This is a genomic window from Rhodococcus sp. BP22 (genome assembly GCF_014281965.1).
Lineage (GTDB): Bacteria > Actinomycetota > Actinomycetes > Mycobacteriales > Mycobacteriaceae > Rhodococcoides.
Genome location: NZ_JACFTB010000006.1, coordinates 119856 through 137047 on the forward strand (window position 1 = coordinate 119856; position 17192 = coordinate 137047).

The window sequence follows — 17192 nt, forward strand, 5'->3', positions numbered from 1 at the left end:
TCGCCGGGCAACAACGACGGCCTGGTTTAATCGACCGGTAAGCGTCCACCTTCGGACCGCTTCTGAGCGAGGAGTGCCCATGCCGGTCGACGAGACCCAGGCAGCGCAGTTCGACATTGCGCGTCACCACAACGGGTCGACGCTCGTGCTCACCGTGTCCGGCGAGCTGGACATGCGGACCTCGCCCGCCCTCGATGAGGCCATCTCCGAAGGTGCACTCACGGCACCGACCGCCCTTGTAGTGGATTTGTCCGAGGTGACATTCGTTGCCTCGGCCGCGATGACTGTGCTCACTGTTGCTCAGAACAAGCTCGGCGAAACACTGCAGTTCGCCGTGGTTGCCGACGGTCCGGCCACCAGCCGTCCGATCCGGCTGATGGGCCTGGATCAAGTCTTCTCTCTCTACGAGGATCTGGCTACCGCGCTGGCAGCAATCGACTCACCGAGCTGAGCATCGGGTCCGGCGGGCACACCGAGCGCCAGCACAGCGGCGTCGTCCTCGAGGCCCGCCCCGAAGCTGTCCAGCAGCGCGCGGATGTCATCGATGATCGCTTGGGCGGTTGACGGGGAATGTGACCGCGCGAAGTCGAGTAGTGCCCCGGTGTCGTCGTAACGTTCGCGACCGGGCCCGACGCGCGCTTCTGTCAGTCCGTCGGTGTAGAGCACGAGAGTATCTCCCGGCCGCAGGGACAGTCGGGTCGAGACGAATCTGGCATTGGGAAGAATGCCGACCAATTGGCCACCTGTCGTCTCCACGTAACTCGCACTGCCGTCTGCGCGAAGAAGTAGCGCCGGAGGATGCCCGCCGCTGGCCAACTCCACGTCGAAGCCATCGCCGACAATTGTGAGGACGCCGAATATCACAGTGCAGAACTGCGGTTCGGTTGCGTGGAATTCCTGCTCGAGTACGGTATCGAGATTGTGCAGCACCGCAATTGGGTCCCGGTCGTACACCGCCGCTGCACGGAGCGTGTATCTCGTCAACGACGTCACCGCCGCGGCACCGGCACCTTTTCCGCAGACGTCGCCGAGGAAGAACCCCCATTGGTCGGCCGCGAGCGGGAAGAGGTCGTAGAAGTCACCACCTACATCCTCCGTCGACGCGTAGTGATAGGAGGCCTGCGCATCCATTCCCGCGGGTGGAGACAACGAGGACGGCAGTAGTGATCGCTGTAATGTCTTGGCCAACAGTTCGACTCGTGCTCGACTGTCGTCTGCACGCTTACGGGCCTCGAGCAGCTCACGTTCGTAAGCCCGCCGATGGCGCGCGTCGAGAGCAGTGATCCGAATCAACACTGGTTCACCGCAATCGTCGGTCTTGACATTCGCGGTCAAGAACACCGGCAACCGGCCACCGTCCGCGGTGACAAGATCGACCGTGACGCCGTCGATGTGACCGTTCATGTGCAGAATCGGCGCGAAATGGGTCTCGTAGTGAATGCGACCGCCCGCAGTGAGCAGTCGCGTGAACGACGTTCCGATCATCGAGTCCTGTTGATGCCCAAGCCATCTGGCGATCGTCGAATTGAGCTTCGCAATGGTTCCATCCGGCCACAACGAGAGATATCCGCACGGCGCGTTCTCGTACAGATCGAGCAGGCTTTCTTCGAGTGCATCGCCAGAAGCGGGTTCCTTCGGCGCGCTCATGACCGCGCCGCAAACCCAGCTATCGCGGCGGAAGTCAGTTCGGGAGCACTGACCTGCGGGCAGTGTCCGCTGACGTCGAGTGTCTGCAACATACTGCCGGTGACGTTTTCGTGCACGTATCGGCCGACTTCGGGCGGAGCGAGGGTGTCGCGTGCGCAGTCGACCACCAGCGTCGGCACGGTCACGCGCTTCAGATCGGCGCGATTGTCCGAAAGAAACGTCGCCATCGCGAACACTTTGGCAGCCGCCGGATCCGTTCGGCAGAAGCTATCGGTCAGTTGCTTCTCGAGGTCGGGTCGATCCGGTGTACCCATGACAGTCGGAGCCATGACCGCTGACCAACCCAGATAGTTGCTGTCGAGAGAATCGAGCAACTCGTCGATGTCGGCCCTGGTGAACCCACCTCGGTAATCGCCATCGTCGATATAGCAAGGCGACGGCGTCAACAAAATCAACTTCGAGAATCGTTCGGGCGCCTCGGCGACAGCCAGTACCCCGATCATCGACGCGACCGAGTGACCGACGAACACGACATCGCGTAGATCGAGTTCCTCGACGATATCGAGTACGTCGCGGGCGTATTGTCCGAGGTCATCGTACTTGGCAGCGTCCCATGCGTCCGGGTTCGATCCGCCGGCACCCACGTGATCGAACAGAACTACCTTGAAGGAATCCACTAGGCGCTCAGTGACCGACCCCCACAAATTTTGATCGCAACCGAAGCCGTGCGCGAGCATCACTACCGGACCGTCTGCAGCTCCGACGATTCTCACATTGTTCTTCGCGCGCACGTTCACCAGCACATTCTGACACTGGGCCGCAGAGGCATCGAGCGCACCCTGGTTCTCGAACGAAGCACGGCGGCCATTACCGAAAACTCATGGCGCAATCTCGACGTTCACGGCCGCTGCGTCACTCTGCCCGCCAGTTCGGCGACGCTGGTATTCCAGTCCTGCGAAAGCCTGCTGAGTAGGTCGAACGCCTGGACCGCGTCGATGCCGTATCTTTCCATGATCATGCCCTTCGCCTGGCCGATGAGGTCGCGCGAGGCCAGCGCGGACTGCATCTGATCCTCGTGTTGAGCAGCGATCAAAGCAACGGCAGCTTGCGTGGCCAACAACAAGCCGAGTTCCTCGCTTGCAGAATCGAACCCGTTGGCCCTCTCGGAGTACAGATTGAGGGCTCCCAAATTGTCACGCCCGGTGTAGAGCTGGAATGCCAGCATCGAACGCACACCCATTCCCCCTGCCTCAGAAGCGAACTGCGGCCATCGATGTTCCGATCTCATGTCTTCCACATGGACCGTCCGCTGCTCCCACACGGCATCCAGGCATGGCCCCTGTCCACATTGCTGTTGCAGGGAGTCGAGTCGACGCGGTAACTCACCCGTCGCGGCCCTCGACTCGACCGTGCGGCGTCCGGTGACCAGCGTAATTCCAGCGTGATCAGTACCTGGGACCATCCCGACTGCCATGGTGGTGATCGAGACCAGCGTGTCTTCGATACTCGCGTAGCTCTGCTGAAGAGCACGCGCCATTTCCGACACCCCTCGACTCAGCGCTCCGTCGAGCGCCCGCCGATCAGGTGACTTCAAACTCATCGTCCCCACCCATCACCCGAACGTGCTCTGACCCGCATATCTTTCCCGACCCTACTTCGTTATCGACGCCGATCCAGCCGACTCGGCGATTGCAAGTGATCGAAGGACGCACTTCGACCGTGGAGCGAAGACGCGTGGGTGGTCGTAGTTTGGTTACGGACCATTCTGGCTACCTACACGTGAAATGCCTATCGAAAGGGACAGATCATGAGTAAGAACCAAAGCGAATCCGGCTCGACAGCCGACAATCTCGGCAAGGACAACACGATTCCGAATACCGAAGATGGAATAGCAGTCGGACACTCTTCCGAGTCCTCGTTCGAACCAGAGGAAGATACCGACGAAGATTGATTTCTGCTTGCCGTAGCGCGACCCGAAGGAGGTGAACAACGCGATGACAAGCATCGCTGCCGGAGAGAAGAATTCACCGCCGGTCACCCACGACGCGCTACACGACATCGCGGAGCAAGTGCTGTGGCTGTCCACCTCGATCATCCACCACGCCAACCGAGTCCGCCCTAATCCAACCGGCCTCAAAGTTGGTGGCCACCAAGCATCCTGCGCATCGATGGTGTCGATCATGACGTCACTGTGGTTCGAGCAACTCGAATCAGGCGACCGTGTGTCGGTCAAACCGCATGCATCCCCCGTCCTGCATGCAATAAATTACCTACTGGGGGAATTGGACGAAAAGTACCTGACGACGCTTCGGACACTCGGAGGATTGCAGTCCTACCCGTCGCGCTCGAAAGATCCTGATCCTGTCGACTACTCAACCGGGTCTGTCGGCATCGGCGCGACTGCACCGATATGGGGCGCGATGTCGCGCCGCTACATCGAGACCAGCTTCGGTGGCGCGGACAGGAGTGGCGCCGGCGGAACGACCAAAGGGTTCAGCGGACGTCAGTACTCGTTGGTCGGAGACGCCGAACTCGACGAAGGCGCAGTGTGGGAGGCCATCCTCGATCCAGGTACCGCCGACCTCGGCGAGATCGTTTGGATCGTCGATCTCAACCGCCAATCACTCGATCGCGTCGTGCCCAACATCGCCGCCCGCCGCCTGGAGAAGATGTTCGACGCTGCGGGGTGGCAGGTCGTCACCGTCGAGTTCGGCCACCTCCTCGAAGAGCTTTTCACCCGCGCCGGCGGAAGTGCATTACGCGAGCGCATCCTCGACATGCCGAACCCCGAATATCAACGCCTCCTGCGCTGCACTGCAGACCAAGTGCGCGTTCGCTTACCCGGCGACGGACCTGGGGCCGCAGACATTGCCGAACTCGTCGCGTCTCTCGATGACACCACGTTGACCGAGTCCATCCGCAACCTCGGCGGTCACGATCTCGCTGCGCTGCGCGAGGCGTACTCCCGCATAGACGACACCCGCCCGACCGTGATCATTGCGTACACCGTCAAGGGGTTCGGTCTACCGACTCAGGGCCACCCGCAGAATCACTCGTCACTGCTCACCATCGAGGAATACAACACTCTTGCGGTCTCGCTCGACACGGATCCCACCTACCCGTGGGCAAAATTCTCGGCCGACAGCCCGGCCGGGCGCATCTGTAGCGACACTGCGCGCCGCCTACACAGAGCCGCAATCCCCGCAGCGCAGCATCCCGTCATACCGACAGATATCGGACGAACGCCGAAGGGGACTGCAACCACCCAAGCTGCGCTGGGCCGAGTGTTGATCGATCTCACCCGTGAAGCACCGGAGGCCGCTGAACGCATCGTCACCGTCAGCCCCGACGTCAGCTCAACCACCAACCTCGGCGCTTGGGTCAACAAAGTCGGCGTCTGGTCCTCCGCCGAACGTCGCGACTGGTTCGACGACGATTCCGAAACGATCATGCACTGGCGCGAAAAGCCGACCGGACAGCACATGGAACTGGGCATCGCCGAAACCAATGTGGTCGGGCTGATGGGCGAACTCGGTTCCACCTGGAGCCGATGGGGACAACCGCTGTTCCCCATCGGCGTCATGTACGACCCGTTCGTCGAGAGAGCTCTCGAGCCGTGGTCGTTCGGAATCTACGCCGGCGGGCAGTCCATTCTCATCGGCACCCCGTCCGGCGTCACCCTTGCCGCGGAGGGCGGTGCACATCAATCGATCAAGACACCTTCGATTGGCCTTGAACAACCCGGATGTATCAGCTACGAGCCGGCATTCGCCATCGACGTCGAGTGGACTCTGCTCGCCAGCATCTCGCTCCTCGGCCGTCCTGACGGCACCTCGGCCTATCTGCGCCTTTCGACACGCCCGGTCGATCAAACCCTCGCCGACGTCCCTACAGACCCTGCAGCGCGCGAACGTCGTCGACGCCAGGTCATTGCAGGCGGTTATGCGTTGACCCGCCATGAGAAGGCAACAGTCACGATCGCCGCGATGGGTGCGCTGATGACCGAAGCTCTGGCCGCGGCCGAACGGCTCGATCAGATGGGAGTGTTCGCGGACGTACTGTGCATCACCAGCCCGGGCCAACTCTATCGAGCCCTCCGAGCCAGACACGGGCACAGCACGGGCGAATCGTGGATCCTCGATCGACTACTTCCTGCGGAACGAGCCACCCCGATGGTGACAGTCCTCGACGGGCATCCCCATTCGCTGGCATTCCTGGCGACCGTCAATCGTGTCGCGTCGACATCGTTGGGAGTGAGCAACTTCGGGCAGGCCGGTTCACTCGACGAGGTCTACAAATATCACCACATCGACACCGATTCCATTGTCGACGCTGCCCTCGATCTCACCGGGCACTGAACTACTCAGTCATGCCACCCGACAGCGGCGAACGGAGCATTCGTAGTGATTCGGCCGACGATGCCCGCATGTGCGAAGTCCTTGGCCGTAGACACTGCTTCGAGGACACTCGCGCCTTTGGCAAGCTCAGCGGTGATGGCGGCTGCGAAGACACACCCCGCGCCGGATACCCGCTCGTTCCCGATTTTCGGCGCCCGAAAGAAAGTGACGTCCTGCCCGTCGTAGAGCACGTCCACCGCGTCGTCACCGGGGAGGCCGGTGCCGCCTTTGACGACGACATATCGAGGCCCTAGGTCGGCAATTCTCCTTGCCGCCTCGGCTAGATCCTCGACAGTGTCGATAGCGTCCATCCCTGCCAGTGTTCGGGCTTCGAACAGGTTGGGAGTAACGACAGTGGCCAGCGGCAGTATGTCGGCACGTAATGCGGTGTCCGTATCCAGGGCAGCGCCCGGTTCCTGACCCTTGCAGATCAGAACCGGATCTACGACGACGTGACGCCAAGGCTGTCTGCTGAGGGACTTCGCGACGGTGGCAACGGTCTCCGGTGTGCCCAGCATGCCGATCTTGACGACGTCGAGGTCGTGTGCGGAGGTTGCCGCTTCGATCTGATCGGCAATGACCGAGCCTGCAATCGGAACGAATCGGTGCCCCCAACCCGACGCGGGATCGAACGAAACGATGCAGGTAATGGTCCCGACGCCATAGACACCGAGCTTTTCGAAAGTTTTCAGATCGGCTTGCAACCCGGCGCCACCCGTGGCTTCGGACCCTGCGATGACAAATGCGCGTGTCGACATGTACTTCCTTCTTTTCGTGACCGAAATCTTCACCAGCGTATTTGCTTCTACCGGAAGCGATCAACGCTGGGCTGTGATCGCCGTGGTTGCCGCGACGATGCGCGTTCGAGCTGCCTCGATGTCGATCGGATCGCTGTCACTGCCGCCGTAAGCGCGGTTCAGAGCCGCCAACTGACGCAGAACCGTTTCTCGGATGTCGGAATGCACTGCGGCAGTCCCGATGCGCTGACCCAACTCCACAGCTGCCGTCACTGCAAGCGGATTACCGAGACCGTAGTGGCGCATGGCGTCGAAAACTTGGTCGATCAGATCCGTCGCCTTCGCGCGAGTCACGGTAGCTCGATAGTTCCCCGCGCCGTCGACGCGCCCGAGCAGGGGTGTCGGCCGCGTGCTGAGCGGAACCAGTCCAACGGCAAGTTCGGCGAGCGCATTTCGGGCAGTGTATGGATCGTTGGTGCTCGGCGACATTGCCCGCACGGCCATCTCGGTCAGCTGTTGTACCGCGAACTGGATGTCTTGATTCGGGGTACGGGTGTCCCCCAAATCGAGCGCTGCCCTGACTGCATCGTCGACATCGGAATCCGCGTCGCCACTCTTGGTGGCGATCGGTTCCCCCGCGATCAGGTGGTCTCCGGGCCCGATGCGCAGTTCGATGACGCAGTCACCGCCGCGCGCCGCGGACACCAGTGCTTGCTCGTCTACGCCGACAACGAACCCCGACGATTGTGCAAGCACAACCACCGAAGGTGAAGGAAGAGAACGTGCGGCGACCGCGTTGTCGGGCGGGGTCTCCGGGTACAAAGAATCGACGACCGCGACCAACTCACCGCGAACCCGTGCGGAGAGCGTGGAGACCTGTATCGAATTCGCAATGTGGTGAATGAAATACACCAATACCGCGACGTCGAGTACTGCCAGTAGGACTGCGACATTGACGGCGATATCGGGAACAAAGGAAATCCCGTCGTTCGATTCGGAACGGATCGAACGCAACACCATCAACGCGTATAGGAACGTCGATCCGAAAATTCCGAGTACGAACTGATTCCCTCTGTCGGACATGAAATTTCGCACGAGCCGCGGACCATAGGTTGAGCTTGCGGTCGCAAGTACCGAGATGGTGATGGAAAATGATGTCGCGGCCACCGCCAGCATTGAGCCACCGATGGCACCGAGGATATCGCGGCTTCCACTGGCTCCGACCCGGTAGAGCAGAAAACCCCAAGCTCCGAAATCTTTACCGTCGAGGCGGCGGTCGAGCGTGATCAGAAGTTGCGCCAGAACAATAGCTACGATCCCAAGGAGTGCGGGAAGAAACCAGAACGATTCGCGCGCCCGGAGGAGCCGGACACGTAGAGCGCTCACCACGGACTCTCACCGGGAGAACTAGTTGTACTCATCCACGACTCCTTCGATGCACGACACCTCTGCTGGACCGGCCCACAGTATGTCGGCCCATTTTTAGAGCAATTCACTGAATCGTTCGATGTCGCGGACCTTGCCCGAGACGATGATGGTATCCCCCGCGGCGACGATCGTGTCAGCGGCAGCGTAAGTGAAACCCTCGCCAGGCCGTTTGATCGCGACCACCGTCACCTTGTGCTTGGTACGAACAGCACTGTCACCCAACACCACTCCGATGACGAACTTCGGGGGCGAGGTCTTGGCCATCGCAAATTCGTCGTCGAACTCGATGTAGTCCATCATTCGTCCACGAACGAGGTGCGCTACCCGCTTACCCATGTCGTGCTCGGGTCGCACCACGTGGTGGACACCGATCTGCGTCAAGATCTTTGCGTGCGCATTGGTGGTGGCTTTGGCCCAGATGTTGGTGACCGACAAATTGATCAGGGCCGACGCGGTGAGCAGACTCGCTTCGAGTTTCGAACCGATGGCTACCACCGCACGGTCGAACTCGTGCACCGAGAGCTGCCGAAGCGCTTCCTCGTCGGTGGTGTCGGCAACGGCTGCGTGAGTCAGGCGATCCGACATACGTTGGACAAGTGTTTCGTCGGAGTCGATTCCGAGGACTTCGGTACCTTGCGCCATGAGCTCGAGAGCCAGGGAATTACCGAATCGACCCAGCCCGAGAACGACGACCACGTTGGAGGACGGTTTCTTAACCAATGAACGGCCTTTCTTCGGGGAGAGTGTAGCGGCGCCCACGATCACGCGCCGCAAGTGCACTGACCAAGGTGATGGACCCAATTCGGCCGACGTACATGAGCAGAATCAGGATCAACTGTCCCCAGTGTGGAAGCTGGCCCGTGATCCCGGTGGACAATCCGACAGTCGCGGAAGCCGAGACGACCTCGAACAACAGCTCGTCGAGGCCGAAAGGTGTGCCCGCCAAGAGGACCACGGTCGGAATCACCACCAGTGCGATGCCGAACAATGCGACGGTCAAGGCCTGCCGCTGCACGCGTGTATTGATCTGTCGGTCGAAGGCCGTCACTGTCCGATCTCCACGTATTTCGGCGATGATGACGAACAACAGCACTGCGAACGTGGTGACCTTGATTCCGCCGGCCGTGCCACCGCTTCCCCCGCCGATGAACATCAGCACGTCGGTGACGAGCAACGTTGCCTGGTCGGCCTCCGCCCAGTCGACGCTGTTGAGGCCCGCGGATCTCGACATGACCCCTTGGAAACTGCCGACCAGCACTTTGTCTGCGACGCCGAAGGGTGCGAGGGTCCTAGACCATTCGAGTGCCAGTACCAGCGCCGGACCGACGATCAGAAGCACTCCAGTGACCGACAGTGTCAGTCGAGAATGCAGAGACCAACGACGCGTCAACTGTGAGGGGCGGCGACGAATCTGCCGAATCACCTCGAAGAGCACTGGGAAGCCCAGTCCTCCCAGCACGACGGCGACCATCAGGGGTATACAAATCCAAGGGTCGGTGGCAAAGCTGATGATATTGCCGTGGAAGAGGACGAATCCAGCATTGTTGAACGCCGATATCGAATGAAAAACGCCCAGCCACACCGCTCGCAGCGGCGGTTCGTCGTATCCCAGCCAGAAACGAAGTCCCAGACCTCCTGCTATGACGGCTTCGATGACGAAGCTGGTGCGCACGACCCCGGTAACGACACTGCGAATGTCGGTCTGTCCCGTTGCTCGCAATTCAACGGCCGTGTTGAGCCGACTCCGCAACCCGATTCGATCGGCGAGGATCAACCCCACCAACGAGGCCATGGTCATGATGCCGAGCCCGCCGAGTTGGATCAGCGCCAGAATGATGCCTTGTCCGAACCCCGACCACTGGGTCGGCGTATCCACCACGACGAGACCTGTCAGACACATCGCCGACGTCGCGGTGAACAATGCCTGCAGCGGACTTGCGCCCGATCCTGGCTGGCTGGCCCAAGGAATGCTGAGAAGACCCGTCCCGACCGCGATAGCAACCGCAAATCCAAGAGAAACGAAACGAACCGGAGTCAACTTCGCGGCGTCTATGAACCATCGACGCTTCTCAGGGGGGTCGTCGGCGGGGGGCGTCACGCACTAGAGCCTAACCACGCCGTGGTGACTATCGACCACGACGAGGCTAGGACGGTCTACTTCGCGTCGACTTGCGGCTGAGTTGCGGAGTCAGGTCCGGTGCGTAGGCCGGGCGAACTCGAGCGGGGGATCGTAAATATCGCGGCAACACAACCGATTACGACGACGAAACATCCGAGCGTGTACCAGAGACTGCCGATCGGATCGCCGTTGCCGGTGATGCCGTCGACTGCGGAGAAGAAGTCCGGCAACGCGCTCGCCCACAGCGCTGCCATAACGCCGAGGTAAACGAGGCTGTAGATACGGACGAAGTCGTTCGAATATGCCGGCTCGCGCGCTTGTCCAACTCGCAATGCGCGCCACTGGCGGATGAGGATGGGGATCGCCACGAGCGCCAAAATTACAAGCTCGGCCGCGTAAAGAATGCCCCGAACGGTATCGCTACCCATCCCGAAAACCGTCGCCGGAAGTGGCAGGACGAACGTGCCAACCGACGCCAGCAATCCGATCACCACGGTGCGCCAGATCAATTCGAGTCCGGTGAAGTGTCTGCCCTGATCGACGTGACGGCCTACGAAGAACTGGACGCACAACGCCAACGACATCGGCCACAGCGCAGCGAACACGACGACACTCGGTATCGGGACGGAATCGAACATAGGTTGGTTGATCGGGTTGGCGGTCGACCATTCCCACCACCGCAGCTGCGGGCCCAGCTGATCGAAGATCTCGTAGAACGCGTGGTGGACGAATCCGACACACACAGCACCGAGAATGACACCGTACCTGCGGAACACGCCGAGCATCCGGACGATCTCGAAGGCGAGCGTCGCCATCAGCGGATAGATCGCCACAATGTAGAGCGGGAGTCGTCCCCACAGAAATTCGACGGTGAAGAGGTTGTGCGCGAACATCGTGTCGACGTGTTCCTCGATCCCGAACGCTGCCGGGAAGTACAGCGGCGGTTCGATGATGAACAGGAAGGCCGTCGCACCGAACCACACGACCAGGTTGGTGGGGTCACCGTGACGACGTAGGCGCACGATTGCATAGACGAGCGCGAGCACCGATCCGAGCACGATCATGAGCTCGAGCACCGGCAGAGTCCAGTTCTCCAACCCGAACGGACTGCGAAGCTCGAACAGTCCGCCGGCTTCTTCGCACGAGAAACCCAGCGCAGTCGAGAGCTGATCGAAGGTGGACGTACAGAGGTCTGTCATCGGTCGGACCTCGATCCGATCGACTGATCGGACGGCGCAGCGCTATACCAGCGTGTGCAGTCGTAACCCTCGTCGTAACGCTTGAACCATGCGTCGGCAAGCGCCGGGAGCTTTTCGTGTTCGGGCTTGTGCCGGGGCATTTGACTCCGGGCGGCTCCTGCGAGGGCAGTGAACTGTTCTTTGAGGGGCAGGCCGTCGAACGCTCGCGGCATCGTCCCCTTGCTCAGGTAGGGAGCGAAGAGGGTGAGCACTTTCTGCTTGGCGCGGTGGGATGCGAACATCGACAACGAGTCGACCTGCCGATCCTTGAGCGGAACATGCTGGTTGAACCCCGCGCAGGCAATCCGAATCACCTTCATCACGTGGGCGAAAATCGACGGCGCCATCCGCACGCGATAGCCCTCGTTGCCCACGAGGGCATCGAAGATGATGAGCGCGGAACTGCGGTGCTCGACTTCCTCTACGAAGTGCCATAGGAACAGCGACGCAACACGGTCGTCGCCCGGTGCGAACAAGGTGGCTTCGTTGTCGAGCATCAGTTTGAACACCGGGGTGAACGTCGCTTCGAGGTCCGCGGTGTAGGCGAGTCGATAGTTCAACGAGGTCGCCTCGGTAAGTACGTCGTACTCACCGAGTACTGCATCGAGCGTGTTCTGCAGTCCGGGATACCGCCTGATCAGGGCCTTCACGTGCTGCCGATGAGCGGTCGAGTGATGACCTTCCTGACGCATGAACGCCATGGCCTCCTCTGCGACCACAGGGTCGGTCATCAACGGCTTGGACTGGATGATCGCTTTCACGATCATCTTTTCGAAACCGATTGCCAGGAACGACACCGCGTTCGACATGCTCGACCATGCCGGGTTCTCCGGGTTCCACACGAATGGGACGTCCGCGTCCTCGAACCCGAAATCCATCTTCCGGGGATGAAGGTCGGTCATGTACGACACCTCTCTGTTGCTGACATAGTGCGACGAACATACATCACCGCGTCGCTACGTATGTTGAGGTTGGGGGAATCCCCCGAATCCAGGTTGGGCACGAGTAACGAGGTGCCACAGTGGCGCAGTCATTCGCGATACTCTCGGGAATCCAGCAACGAACGCTGACGACCCGACGGGCGAAACGAGGACACACCAAAAGTGGCACGCAGGCGCGGGTGGGGTGGGGCACCACCTGAGAGCGACGACGACGCCGCCCGGCGGATCGTCGATACTGCCGTCGAACTCATCGGCAGCACGGAGGGTGAAGTCACCATCGCCGACGTCGCGGAGTCTCTCGGTGTCATCCGGCAAACTGTCTACCGGTACTTCCCCAGCGCCGACGCTCTCTTCCGGGCCGCTGCCATAGCGTCCGTCGGAGCCTTCCTCGATCGTCTCACCGAACACGTGCGTGGCATCGACGATCCGGCCGAAGCCGTCGTCGAAGCCGTCATGTTCGCACTCGGCGACGTACCCAGGACCCCCCATCTGGCCATCATGCTGTCGGGCGCGCACTCACACACCGAAGGCATCGCCTCGGACGAGGCCATGGCTTTCGGGATGACCATGATCAGACGCTTCGACGTCGACTGGGAACACCACGGTTACGACGAGCAAGCCCTCCGCGAACTCGTCGAACATCAACTTCGAACCATGCAGTCGTTCTTCATCTCCCCGGGAAACCCGCCCCGGAGCGAGCAAGACCTGCGTCGCTACCTAAAGCGCTGGCTGGGGCCGGTCGTCTTGCTTGTCGAACCCGCGTAGATACTCCGAGGTGACGGGGTCTGCAGGAAAGAACGACTCGATTGCGAGCTCGGACAATGTGATGTCCAGTGCGGTTCCGAAGGTGGCGATGATCGCCAGAAACGACAGATCGATATCTCCGACACGAAGTTTCAGCGGCACGTACACGGCACCTGGGTCCGTGACCACGCGATCACCATCCGATTCACCCCCCGGATAAGTGAGGAGCTCCTCGTGCAGCGCGAGCATCTCGGCGTCGGCTCGGGCATGGGCGCTGCGCAGTAGCGCAGCGAGAACCGCGGCGCGCCACTGGCCGAGGTTGGTGATGTGCGGCGCCATTCCGTCGGGATGCAGGGTGAGCCGCAGCGCGTTGAGCGGTTGATCGGCAAGCAGGGCCGGTGACACGACCTGAGTGAGGACGGCGACCGCGGCATTCGCGTCGACGATGTTCCAGGTTCGGTCCACTGCCACCGCGGGATAGGGCGAGTGTGCTTCGAGAACCTCACGCACTGCGATACGAGCCGGCTCCATCTGCGGTGAAGCCAAGTCGTTCTCGGGATACACCGGCGCGAATCCAGCGGCCAGCAGAAGCCGGTTGCGCTCGCGCAGAGGCACATCGAGGTGCACACACATCCGCAGCACCATCTCACGGCTGGGTTGGGATCGGCCGGTTTCGACGAAGCTCAGATGCCGGGTCGACACCTCGGCCTTACTAGACAGTTCGAGCTGACTCACTCGTCGATGAGATCGCCACTGCCGCAGCAGAGCGCCGAACGTGACCGGAGCAGTAGTGGTCGTCATCGGACCAGTCTGACAACGGATCGACGTAATCACCATGACCTCGTAGGTAATCGACTCCGCTCATTGCGGGAGGCACGGTTGTCGTCATGGTCGTCGGACCGGCCGTCGACCCGACATTCTTTAGGAGTAAGCCATGAACCAGATCCGCACTCTCCTTCGACTCGACGCCCTGGCTTCCGGCGGCCTCGGAGTTCTACTGATCGTTCTCGCTGGAGTACTGAAAGACCCACTGGGACTGGCCGTGACGCTGTCCGTCGTAGTCGGCCTCGGCCTGCTGGCATGGGCCGGGTTCGTCACCTGGGTCTCGGCCCATCCGACTCCCGCCCTGGTGAGGGAAGTCGTTGTCCTCAACTTGGTCTGGGTTGCCGCGAGCATCACCTTCGCCATCGGCGGCTGGGGCGGCCTCACCGGCTGGGGTGTGCTGTTCGTTCTGGCCCAGGCACTGGCCGTGGCGGCCCTGACTGCGCTCCAAGCTGCGGCCCGACGGGAATTGCGAACGCCGGTGCCGGCCTGACACCTGGAGCGCAGGCGCCAACAGGAAAACAACTTACGTGACGGCAGGCTTCACCAGGGGCCTGCCGTCACCCCCCCATCCATCCACCAAGACGGTGCGTCAGCTCTTGTTCAGCTCCTCGGCGAGCATCACGATGATGCCACTGGGGCCGCGGACGTAGGTGAGCTTGTAGACGTCCCCGTATCTCGCGACCCCGCGCAGTGGGTAGCAACCGTGCCTCGCAGCGATCCGAGGGCCGCGTCGAGATCGTCGACCGAGAAAGCGACGCGATGCATGCCGATTGCGTTCGGAAGGATGGGCTCCGTCTCGATCGCCTCGGGGTGGATGTACTCGAAAAGCTCGAGGCGACCGTCAGGCTCGTACGTTCAGTTGCAGCGGACTGTCCACCATGGACCAACTCTTCAGCCACCTGATGCCTATTGGACCGACGTTTTGCGTCCCATGGCCAATCAGATGGGAATTGTGTTTGCGCACTTGAAGTGCGCGCCGCGCTGGCGGAAAACTCCTACCCGAAACTGCGATCCCCACGCTGGTGGTCCGCGGCAAGCACGAGCCCTTCCCCATCGGCAACGGCGAGGCTCTCGCGCAGGAGATTTCCGACGCGCGATTGCTGATGCTCGAACACGCCGCGACCGCTATCCCCCGATACCGCTGTCGATGACGTTGCGGCGGTGATGCTTACGCTGTAGGGCTTGCCTCGGTCGGGCTGCTCACACTCGACTGAATCGACGTCTACTGTGCTGGCTCACTCATCACGCCCAGATGGCGCACCGTCCCGGAAAGGCCTGGAAGCTCGTGTGTAGCCGACCACGTTTTCAAGCCATCCGTGCTGTCGGAATACAGATACTTGCCTTCGGTGTATGCATCGAGATATATCCGCCAGGCACCGTTCGGCAACTCTGCCAGGGCAGGCCCCTCCAGCATTGTGCCCCAGTCTCCGGACGGGACGAAGGAATAGGGTCCCGTGGCCGACGAGGCGACCGCATGCTCGATTACCTTCTTCGTCTCGTTTTTGGTGAACGCATGATAGGTCGATCCAACCTTCACCACAGTGGTGTCGATATGGTCCGCGCCGATCCCGGCGAGCGGAACAGGCAGACTCCACAATCTGAGCGAGGGCTCGAGCGCCGTCATCATGTACGGCACGAACCCTCCGCCGGTCGACAACGAAAGGATGACATTGACGCGGTCGCCGTCTACGAACCATTCGGGCGCCCACGCTTTGGTGACGAACGGTGACAGCGATGGTCCGTCCGAAGACCCTGCCGATCCGGTGCCCGGTAGATTCACGAAACCGACACCGTCTCCTGTACCGGGCATGAAGGCGCAACAAAACGGAACCGGGTACGTCCCCATGGACGTCCAGTCGATGCGGTCAGGGCTGCGAGCGAACCCGATGTTCGCCCCGTCCGCCGTTGTGTAGGTGACGTAATACAGCCCGTCTGCGTTCTTGAAGATGCTCGGGTCACGCACAAGCCCTGACGGTGGCCGATACGCCGAATGTTGGACGAGTTGGAACGAAGTAGCGTCGCCCGACTCGTACACATCCATATCGCGGTCACTCGCGTTGCTGAACGCCACCATCGTGTATCGCGAGGCCGGCTGTGCAGCGCTGCTCCCCGGGCCTGCGACCAACGATGCTGCGAAAACAAGTAGCGCTGTAGATATCGCGGACAAACAGGTTCGTTTGGTCGAAGTCACCGGTGCAGTATCAACGGCAACTGCTGCGTTTCGCGCCGTTTTGGCCGACTCCGAGCAAGATCGTTACGGGCGGGCGGTACATGTCCGCAGAACGACCGACGCATCATTCATCGCGGGCCGCGGAGCGGTTTTTACATTCGACAAAGATGAGATTTACCGTTGCATTGTTCAACGAACTGCGGAGCGAGACCACGCAGCGGTTCGAGAAGGTCGTGGCCGGATTGCCGGTGCGCTAACCGACGACGTCACCGTAGGCGAATTCGTGGACTCGGGCGCCTCAGCCGGACTGGAACCGACACTGCACGGATTCAAGTTCATGGAAGTGAACCTCGGTGGACCCACTATTAGTTTGTTCGCAACAGTTTTCGTACATGATCGTCCAAATCGGTCCATCCTCGAACGTACAAATCTGTGACACTCTCGTGGCACCGAGCCTTATTCGCTGCGCCCGAGCGGACGGTCGTGAACCTCGGTGTACAGCTGCGCACCGACATTGACGAAGCGCCCTGTCATTTGAGGACGGTAGAGACACGCGTACGCAGCAAGTTTCGCTGCGCTACCGAAGACCGCGAGGTCGCCGGCAGTGAGAGAGAACTTCGGCTTGTCGAGAGCTTTGATCTCATGATCGAGGTCCCACAGCTGGCAGGCAAGACGGGTGACGAACTCCTCGAAATGACATTCTGCCCAGACTATTTCACTTTTGCGTTCCTACAGCGCTGTCTTGCCCATTCAGTGCGGCCCGTACAGTTGAATTCTTGACGAGGTAACGCTCATCACATACCTTCGTAGGAGCGCCTTCGAGGAAGTTCTTGCAAACGTTCTTTCGTAGATCCCACAGTTCTTACGTAGATCCCCCAGCGGAACAAGTCCAATATCCCGCAGTTCATCGGTCTGCGTTGATCACTGCCCATCCTCGGCACTTCCG

The 17192-nt window shown here is 60.9% G+C and carries 16 protein-coding genes and 1 pseudogene; 5 read left to right on the top strand and 12 right to left on the bottom strand.

Annotation, left to right across the window (positions count from 1 at the left end):
• Positions 1-79 precede the first annotated feature (79 nt).
• Positions 80-451, top strand: coding sequence for an STAS domain-containing protein (locus H2510_RS14410; protein ID WP_186628995.1), 372 nt, complete (start codon positions 80-82; stop codon positions 449-451).
• On the opposite strand, the gene H2510_RS14415 is transcribed toward H2510_RS14410, so the two are convergent.
• The 3 genes from H2510_RS14415 to H2510_RS14425 form a co-directional block, all read right to left on the bottom strand.
• Complete coding sequence (locus H2510_RS14415; protein ID WP_186628996.1) at positions 403-1647, bottom strand: SpoIIE family protein phosphatase; 1245 nt, start codon at positions 1645-1647, stop codon at positions 403-405. The two genes, H2510_RS14410 and H2510_RS14415, sit on opposite strands and share 49 nt — an antisense overlap.
• On the bottom strand, positions 1644-2444 hold the full coding sequence (locus H2510_RS14420) for an alpha/beta fold hydrolase (protein WP_186628997.1): 801 nt from the start codon (positions 2442-2444) through the stop codon (positions 1644-1646). The genes H2510_RS14415 and H2510_RS14420 overlap by 4 nt, the downstream gene beginning before the upstream one ends.
• A gap of 101 nt (positions 2445-2545) precedes the next feature.
• Positions 2546-3247, bottom strand: coding sequence for a GAF and ANTAR domain-containing protein (locus H2510_RS14425; protein ID WP_186628998.1), 702 nt, complete (start codon positions 3245-3247; stop codon positions 2546-2548).
• 207 nt (positions 3248-3454) lie between these two features.
• Between H2510_RS14425 and H2510_RS14430 the strand changes: the two genes are divergently transcribed.
• Positions 3455-3598: a hypothetical protein gene (locus H2510_RS14430; RefSeq protein ID WP_186628999.1), complete on the top strand. Its 144-nt coding sequence runs from the start codon at positions 3455-3457 to the stop codon at positions 3596-3598.
• Positions 3599-3641: 43 nt separating this feature from the next.
• Complete coding sequence (locus H2510_RS14435) at positions 3642-6005, top strand: transketolase-like TK C-terminal-containing protein (protein WP_186629000.1); 2364 nt, start codon at positions 3642-3644, stop codon at positions 6003-6005.
• A 5-nt stretch (positions 6006-6010) separates the two neighbouring features.
• On the opposite strand, the gene thiD is transcribed toward H2510_RS14435, so the two are convergent.
• From thiD to H2510_RS14465, 6 genes are all read right to left on the bottom strand, one after another.
• The gene (gene thiD, locus H2510_RS14440) at positions 6011-6802 is read right to left on the bottom strand and encodes a bifunctional hydroxymethylpyrimidine kinase/phosphomethylpyrimidine kinase (RefSeq protein ID WP_186629001.1); all 792 of its coding nucleotides are present in this window, start codon (positions 6800-6802) and stop codon (positions 6011-6013) included.
• Between the two features lie 60 nt (positions 6803-6862).
• Positions 6863-8167, bottom strand: a complete 1305-nt coding sequence (locus tag H2510_RS14445; RefSeq protein WP_186629002.1) for a DUF2254 domain-containing protein — start codon at positions 8165-8167, stop codon at positions 6863-6865.
• A 96-nt stretch (positions 8168-8263) separates the two neighbouring features.
• Positions 8264-8905: a TrkA family potassium uptake protein gene (locus H2510_RS14450; RefSeq protein WP_186629003.1), complete on the bottom strand. Its 642-nt coding sequence runs from the start codon at positions 8903-8905 to the stop codon at positions 8264-8266.
• A 16-nt stretch (positions 8906-8921) separates the two neighbouring features.
• On the bottom strand, positions 8922-10262 hold the full coding sequence (locus H2510_RS14455) for a potassium transporter TrkG (protein WP_186629262.1): 1341 nt from the start codon (positions 10260-10262) through the stop codon (positions 8922-8924).
• Positions 10263-10363: 101 nt separating this feature from the next.
• Positions 10364-11527 (bottom strand): hypothetical protein, encoded by a 1164-nt coding sequence (locus tag H2510_RS14460; RefSeq protein WP_186629004.1) that lies wholly within the window; start codon positions 11525-11527, stop codon positions 10364-10366.
• Positions 11524-12468 (bottom strand): metal-dependent hydrolase, encoded by a 945-nt coding sequence (locus tag H2510_RS14465; protein ID WP_186629005.1) that lies wholly within the window; start codon positions 12466-12468, stop codon positions 11524-11526. Before H2510_RS14465 ends, H2510_RS14460 begins: the two co-directional genes overlap by 4 nt.
• 201 nt (positions 12469-12669) lie before the next feature.
• Between H2510_RS14465 and H2510_RS14470 the strand changes: the two genes are divergently transcribed.
• Positions 12670-13272: a TetR/AcrR family transcriptional regulator gene (locus H2510_RS14470; RefSeq protein WP_186629006.1), complete on the top strand. Its 603-nt coding sequence runs from the start codon at positions 12670-12672 to the stop codon at positions 13270-13272.
• Here the strand turns inward: H2510_RS14470 and H2510_RS14475 are convergent.
• The gene (locus H2510_RS14475; RefSeq protein WP_186629007.1) at positions 13225-14052 is read right to left on the bottom strand and encodes a helix-turn-helix domain-containing protein; all 828 of its coding nucleotides are present in this window, start codon (positions 14050-14052) and stop codon (positions 13225-13227) included. The genes H2510_RS14470 and H2510_RS14475 overlap by 48 nt on opposite strands.
• A gap of 133 nt (positions 14053-14185) precedes the next feature.
• On the opposite strand from H2510_RS14475, the gene H2510_RS14480 reads away from it, so the two are divergent.
• On the top strand, positions 14186-14566 hold the full coding sequence (locus H2510_RS14480; RefSeq protein WP_186629008.1) for a hypothetical protein: 381 nt from the start codon (positions 14186-14188) through the stop codon (positions 14564-14566).
• Between the two features lie 99 nt (positions 14567-14665).
• On the opposite strand, the pseudogene H2510_RS20850 reads toward H2510_RS14480, so the two are convergent.
• A pseudogene (locus H2510_RS20850) lies at positions 14666-14931 on the bottom strand (VOC family protein); the annotation flags it as partial.
• Between the two features lie 367 nt (positions 14932-15298).
• Positions 15299-16150 (bottom strand): arabinofuranosidase, encoded by an 852-nt coding sequence (locus H2510_RS14490; protein WP_315901388.1) that lies wholly within the window; start codon positions 16148-16150, stop codon positions 15299-15301.
• Positions 16151-17192: the final 1042 nt, after the last annotated feature.

Bases quoted from the DNA above. Each gene is read 5' to 3' on its own strand.
- H2510_RS14415 (WP_186628996.1), bottom strand. From the start codon at position 1,647: ATGAGCGCGCCGAAGGAACCCGCTTCTGGCGATGCACTCGAAGAAAGC.
- H2510_RS14465 (WP_186629005.1), bottom strand. From the start codon at position 12,468: ATGACCGACCTTCATCCCCGGAAGATGGATTTCGGGTTCGAGGACGCG.
- H2510_RS14435 (WP_186629000.1), top strand. From the start codon at position 3,642: ATGACAAGCATCGCTGCCGGAGAGAAGAATTCACCGCCGGTCACCCAC.
- H2510_RS14475 (WP_186629007.1), bottom strand. From the start codon at position 14,052: ATGACGACCACTACTGCTCCGGTCACGTTCGGCGCTCTGCTGCGGCAG.
- H2510_RS14410 (WP_186628995.1), top strand. From the start codon at position 80: ATGCCGGTCGACGAGACCCAGGCAGCGCAGTTCGACATTGCGCGTCAC.
- H2510_RS14430 (WP_186628999.1), top strand. From the start codon at position 3,455: ATGAGTAAGAACCAAAGCGAATCCGGCTCGACAGCCGACAATCTCGGC.
- H2510_RS14480 (WP_186629008.1), top strand. From the start codon at position 14,186: ATGAACCAGATCCGCACTCTCCTTCGACTCGACGCCCTGGCTTCCGGC.
- thiD (WP_186629001.1), bottom strand. From the start codon at position 6,802: ATGTCGACACGCGCATTTGTCATCGCAGGGTCCGAAGCCACGGGTGGC.
- H2510_RS14460 (WP_186629004.1), bottom strand. From the start codon at position 11,527: ATGACAGACCTCTGTACGTCCACCTTCGATCAGCTCTCGACTGCGCTG.
- H2510_RS14425 (WP_186628998.1), bottom strand. From the start codon at position 3,247: ATGAGTTTGAAGTCACCTGATCGGCGGGCGCTCGACGGAGCGCTGAGT.
- H2510_RS14490 (WP_315901388.1), bottom strand. From the start codon at position 16,150: ATGGTGGCGTTCAGCAACGCGAGTGACCGCGATATGGATGTGTACGAG.